2 protein-coding genes and 1 pseudogene are annotated in these 5,168 nt (G+C 60.8%); 2 read left to right on the top strand and 1 reads right to left on the bottom strand.

The genetic code is table 11. The annotated features are described in order from the left end of the window. Both PDO_RS09565 and PDO_RS09560 read left to right on the top strand, forming a co-directional pair. Positions 1-1,309 (top strand): annotated as a pseudogene (locus PDO_RS09565) (Y-family DNA polymerase); the annotation flags it as partial. After that, complete coding sequence (locus PDO_RS09560) at positions 1,309-4,572, top strand: error-prone DNA polymerase (RefSeq protein WP_007600987.1); 3,264 nt, start codon at positions 1,309-1,311, stop codon at positions 4,570-4,572. The pseudogene PDO_RS09565 and the gene PDO_RS09560, both read left to right, overlap by 1 nt. A gap of 258 nt (positions 4,573-4,830) precedes the next feature. Here PDO_RS09560 and PDO_RS09555 read toward each other — a convergent pair. Continuing rightward, a partial coding sequence (locus PDO_RS09555) for a plasmid pRiA4b ORF-3 family protein (protein ID WP_007600985.1) occupies positions 4,831-5,168 on the bottom strand: 338 nt, incomplete at its 5' end.

The following is a 5,168-nucleotide window of genomic DNA, read 5'->3' as shown; positions in this document are numbered from 1 at the left end:
CCGGCCTGCATCTCGTCGATGCTGACCGCAAGGTGATGCCTTGGCGATCGAGCGTCTGGCGCTGTGGATGCTGCGCCAATATACGCCGGTGGTTGCGATCGACGGTCCCGACGGCATCGTCATGGATACCGAGGGCGCCGACCATCTGCGCGGCGGTGAGTTGCCAATGCTCACCGGGCTCATCAACGCTTTAAGGCGCCACGGCCTTCAGGCCCGGGGCGCCATCGCCGATACGTGGGGCAGTGCCCATGCCATTGCACGCGCCGCGCGGCGCGAGGTCATCATCGTGCCCGTTGGTGAGACAGCAAAGGCCGTCGTCAATCTGCCGATTGCCAGCCTTCGTCTGCCGCCCGACATCGTCAGCGGCCTGATCGTACTTGGGTTCCGAACCGTCGGCGAAGTCTCAGTAACGCCGCGGGCGCCTTTGACATTGCGTTTCGGGCCAGAGGTCGGTCGCAGGCTCGATCAGATGTTCGGGCGGCTTGCCGAACCGATCGACCCCATTCGCACGACGGAGCTGATCGAGGTGGCACATTCCTTCTCCGAGCCGATCGGCGCGGCCGAGACCATCGCCAAATATATCGGCAAGCTCGTGGTCGAACTCTGCGCCGCGTTGGAGACGCGCGGGCAGGGTGTTCGCCGCGCCGACCTGATCATCCACCGCGTCGACAACACGTTGCAGTCCCTGCGTGCTGGCACGGCAAAGCCGGTGCGCGATGTCTCCCGTCTGACAAAACTTCTCTGTTCCAGCATCGAGAAGATCGATCCTGGTTTCGGCATCGAGAAACTGTCCCTCACTGCTACCATGATCGAACCATTCGAAGAAAAGCAGTCCTCCTCCTCACTGGTCGAAGAAACCGTCGTCGATGTCACTCCCCTGCTCGACAGTCTTGGAAATCGCGGCCAGCGCATGTACCGGCTGGCGCCGGTCGAGAGCGACGTTCCCGAGCGCAATGTCGGCCGTGTCTCTCCTGTCGCCGCAAAACTGGGTCAAGCCTGGCCGGCCCGCTGGCCCCGGCCAAGCCGGATATTGGCGCACCCGGAACGGATCGAGGTGATTGCGCTCACACCCGACCATCCGCCGGCATCGATGACCTGGCGGGGAAAACGCCGGCGCATCAAGCGCGGCGATGGGCCGGAACGGGTATTCGGCGAGTGGTGGGTTCGTTCTTCCGAGATGGAGGCTGTGAGGGACTACTATTCCGTCGAGGATGAGGACGGCAATCGCTTCTGGGTCTTTCGCTCCGGTGACGGTGTGGATCCCGCAACCGGAACGGCCAAATGGTTCCTGCATGGGATCTATGGCTGATGCGCTACGCCGAGCTCCAGGTCACCAGTCATTTTTCCTTCCTGCGCGGAGCCTCCGGCTGCGATGAGCTGTTTACGACGGCCCAGGCACTTGGCATCGAAGCACTTGGTATCGTCGATCGTAACAGTCTGGCGGGGATCGTGCGCGCCTGGGAGGCCGCCAAGGAAACAGGTGTCCGGCTGGTCGTCGGCTGCAGGCTCGATCTGGCGGATGGCATGTCGATCCTGGTCTACCCGACGGACCGGGCGGCCTATTCGAGGCTTTGCCGGCTTCTGTCGCTCGGCAAGGAGCGGGGTGGCAAGGGCAAATGCATCCTAGATCTGTCGGATGTGGTCCTCTATGCAGAGGGACTGCTCGCCATCCTGATCCCTGACGAGGCCGATGACGCATGCGCGGTCCAGCTGCGCAAAGTGAGGGAGATATTTGGCGACCGCGCCTATATGGCCCTGACGCTGCGCCGGCGGCCAAACGATCAGTTGCGCCTGCATGAGCTCAACACGCTGGCGATCCGGCAGAAGGTTCGGCCTGTCGTCACCAATGACGTGCTGTTTCACGAACCGGGCAGGCGACAATTGCAGGATGTCGTTACCTGCATTCGCCATCGCACCACCATCGACCGGGCCGGTTTCCTGCGCGAACGGCACGCCGATCGATTCTTGAAGCCACCGGAGGAAATGCACCGGCTGTTCAGCCGCTATCCTGAGGCTCTCGCCTGTACCCGCGAAATCGCAGATCGCTGTCGCTTCGACATGAGCGAACTGACCTACCAATATCCCGAGGAAGCCATCATCCCCGGACTGACGGCACAACAGTCGCTGGAAAAGTTCACCTGGGAGGGCGTGCGCGATCGCTATCCCGAAGGGGTGCCGGATGATGTGGTAAAGACCCTGAACCACGAACTCGACCTGATCCGCAAGCTCGACTACGCGCCGTACTTCCTGACGGTCTACAGCATCGTCCGCTTTGCGCGATCTCAGGATATCCTCTGCCAGGGGCGCGGAAGTGCAGCCAATTCCGCCGTTTGTTATGTGCTGGGGATCACGGCGATCGATCCGGCTGCCAACGACCTGCTGTTCGAGCGCTTTATCTCGGAAGAGCGCAATGAGCCGCCCGACATTGACGTCGATTTCGAACATGAGCGGCGCGAAGAGGTGATCCAGTGGATCTACAAGACCTACGGCCGGCAGAAGGCTGCGCTTTGTGCCACCGTTACCCGCTACCGCGCCAAGGGTGCGCTTCGCGATGTTGGCAAGGTGCTCGGCCTGCCCGAAGACATGATCACGGCGCTGTCAGCCGGCGTCTGGGGCTGGAGCAAGGAGGGCGTTGGTGAAAAGCAGGTCAACGAGCTGAACATGAACATGTCCGACCGCCGTCTGCGGCTGACACTGGAGCTCGCGCAGCAGCTGATGGGCGCACCCCGCCATCTTGGCCAGCATCCTGGCGGTTTTGTCCTGACCAATGACCGCCTCGACGAACTGGTGCCGATCGAGCAGGCCCGGATGGAGGATCGCCAAACGATCGAATGGGACAAGGACGACATCGAGGCGCTCAAGTTCATGAAGGTGGATGTGCTGGCCTTGGGAATGCTGACTTGCATGGCCAAGGGCTTTGCATTGCTGGAAGAGCACAAGGGCGTGAAGCTTGACCTCGCAACTATAGAGCAGGAGGATCCGGCCACTTACGCGATGATCCGCAAGGCCGACACGCTCGGCACCTTCCAGATCGAATCCCGCGCGCAGATGTCGATGCTGCCGCGGCTGAAACCCCAGACCTATTACGACCTGGTCATCCAGGTGGCGATCGTTCGTCCCGGTCCGATCCAGGGGGATATGGTGCATCCTTACCTGAGAAGGCGCGAAGGCAAGGAAGCTGTCGTCTATCCGAAGCCAGAACTCGAGGCCGTGCTCGGTAAGACGCTGGGCGTGCCATTGTTTCAGGAGAGCGCCATGAAAGTGGCGATCGTCTGCGCGGGCTTCACCGCCGGCGAGGCCGACGCACTCAGGCGCTCTATGGCGACATTCAAGTTCACTGGGGGCGTCAGTAAGTTCAAGGACAAGCTCGTCAAGGGAATGGTTAAAAACGGCTACACCGAGGAATTTGCCGAAAAGACCTTCTCACAGCTTGAGGGTTTTGGCTCCTATGGCTTTCCCGAAAGCCATGCCGCGTCCTTTGCGCTCATCGCCTACGCCTCATCCTATCTGAAATGCCACTATCCGGATGTGTTCTGTGCCGCCCTCATCAATGCGCAACCGATGGGATTCTACGCGCCGGCGCAGATCGTCACCGACGCCCGGAGCCATGGCGTTGCGATCCGGCCGGTCTGCATCAATCGATCGCGGTGGGATTGCACGCTGGAAGAGATCAGCGGAACCGATGACCATGCCGTGCGGCTCGGTATGCGACTGGTCAAGGGTTTGTCCGAACAGGATGCGGCCAAGATTGCGGTGGCGCGGGGTGACGAGCCCTTCGTTTCCATCGATGACATGTGGCGGCGCGCCGGCGTGTCGTCGGCCTCCCTGGTCAAGCTTGCCGAAGCCGATGCATTCCGGCCGGCTCTCAAACTTGAACGACGCGATGCGCTCTGGGCAATCAAGGCCCTGCGCGACGAGCCACTTCCACTCTTCGCGGCAGCTGCCGATCGCGAGCGGGCTGTGATCGCCGAACAGCAGGAACCGGATGTGGCACTTCGGCAGATGACCGAGGGCGCCAATGTCGTCGAGGACTACGGGCATACGGGGGTCACTCTGCGAGCCCATCCGGTCAGTTTCCTGCGAGATGATCTCACCCGCCGAAACATCGTCACCTGCGCCGAGGCCACCTCGGCGCGCGACGGTCGCTGGTTGATGACCGCTGGCCTTGTCCTCGTCCGTCAGAAGCCGGGGAGCGCCAAGGGTGTGATGTTCATGACCATCGAGGATGAGACAGGCGTTGCCAATATCGTCGTCTGGTCAAGCCTCTTTGAAAAACAGCGTCGCGTCGTGCTCGGATCCTCGATGATGGCGATAAACGGCAAGATCCAGCGCGAGGGCGGCGTCGTGCATCTGGTGGCGCAACGGATGTTCGATCTGACCGGCGATCTGGCAAGCCTGGGCGAGCGGGATAGTTTCCGGGTGCCAATGGGCCGTGGCGACGAGTTCGCGCATGGATCGCCAGGCAGCCCGGATAGCCGCGTGCGGCCGCCGATGGGCGTCAAGGCGCGAGAAATTTATATACCTGACCTTCATATCGATACTCTGAAGGTGAAGAGTAGGAATTTTCAGTGAGTTCGGTGGGCGCCTACAGAGGCGATGCGGTCAAAAGCAAGGCGATAGGGATACTAAGCGCTGACGCGGTCAATGCCCACACAGACGCCAACTTGATCAGGCGCATTTTTTTGCGCGGCCTTCGTCCCACTCGTATGCCATGCCCAGTCCTCCGAGCGGAAATGAAGCATTACGAGTGATTTGAGTCGAGTCCAGAAAAATAGAGGACAGCGACAGCGGTTCGTGTCCTATCAAGAGCGCACTTTGAATTTAGCCAACTCATTTCTTCGGGAAGGCTTTAGGCTTCGGTTGATACAAGCGCCTTTTGACGTTCGAGCGCAGAGCATTGCGGACATCCCTGTCCACGATGGACAGGTCGAACCATTCCGGATCAAAGTAGCCGCCGCACCACCGAATGGTTTCGGCATATTCCGGATATTCCCGGTCGGCGATGGTCTCCAGGAACCGCTCATATCCTGAAACGCCACCAACATCTTCGGGCGGTCGGGCCCTTTTGCCGGCGACGCAGCTCCCGTGTTTGGGCGCAGTGGTGAGCGTCAAGAATTCCTCAACCGTGACGGTGTGTCGCCAGCCATCCCCGAAATCATAGTAGTAGC

It is taken from the genome of Rhizobium sp. PDO1-076, assembly GCF_000247475.1.
Classification (GTDB): Bacteria; Pseudomonadota; Alphaproteobacteria; order Rhizobiales; family Rhizobiaceae; genus Allorhizobium.
The sequence above is the reverse complement of the archived record's forward strand: the minus strand, read 5'-3'. Positions and strand labels throughout refer to the sequence as shown.

Bases quoted from the DNA above. Each gene is read 5' to 3' on its own strand.
- PDO_RS09560 (WP_007600987.1), top strand. From the start codon at position 1,309: ATGCGCTACGCCGAGCTCCAGGTCACCAGTCATTTTTCCTTCCTGCGC.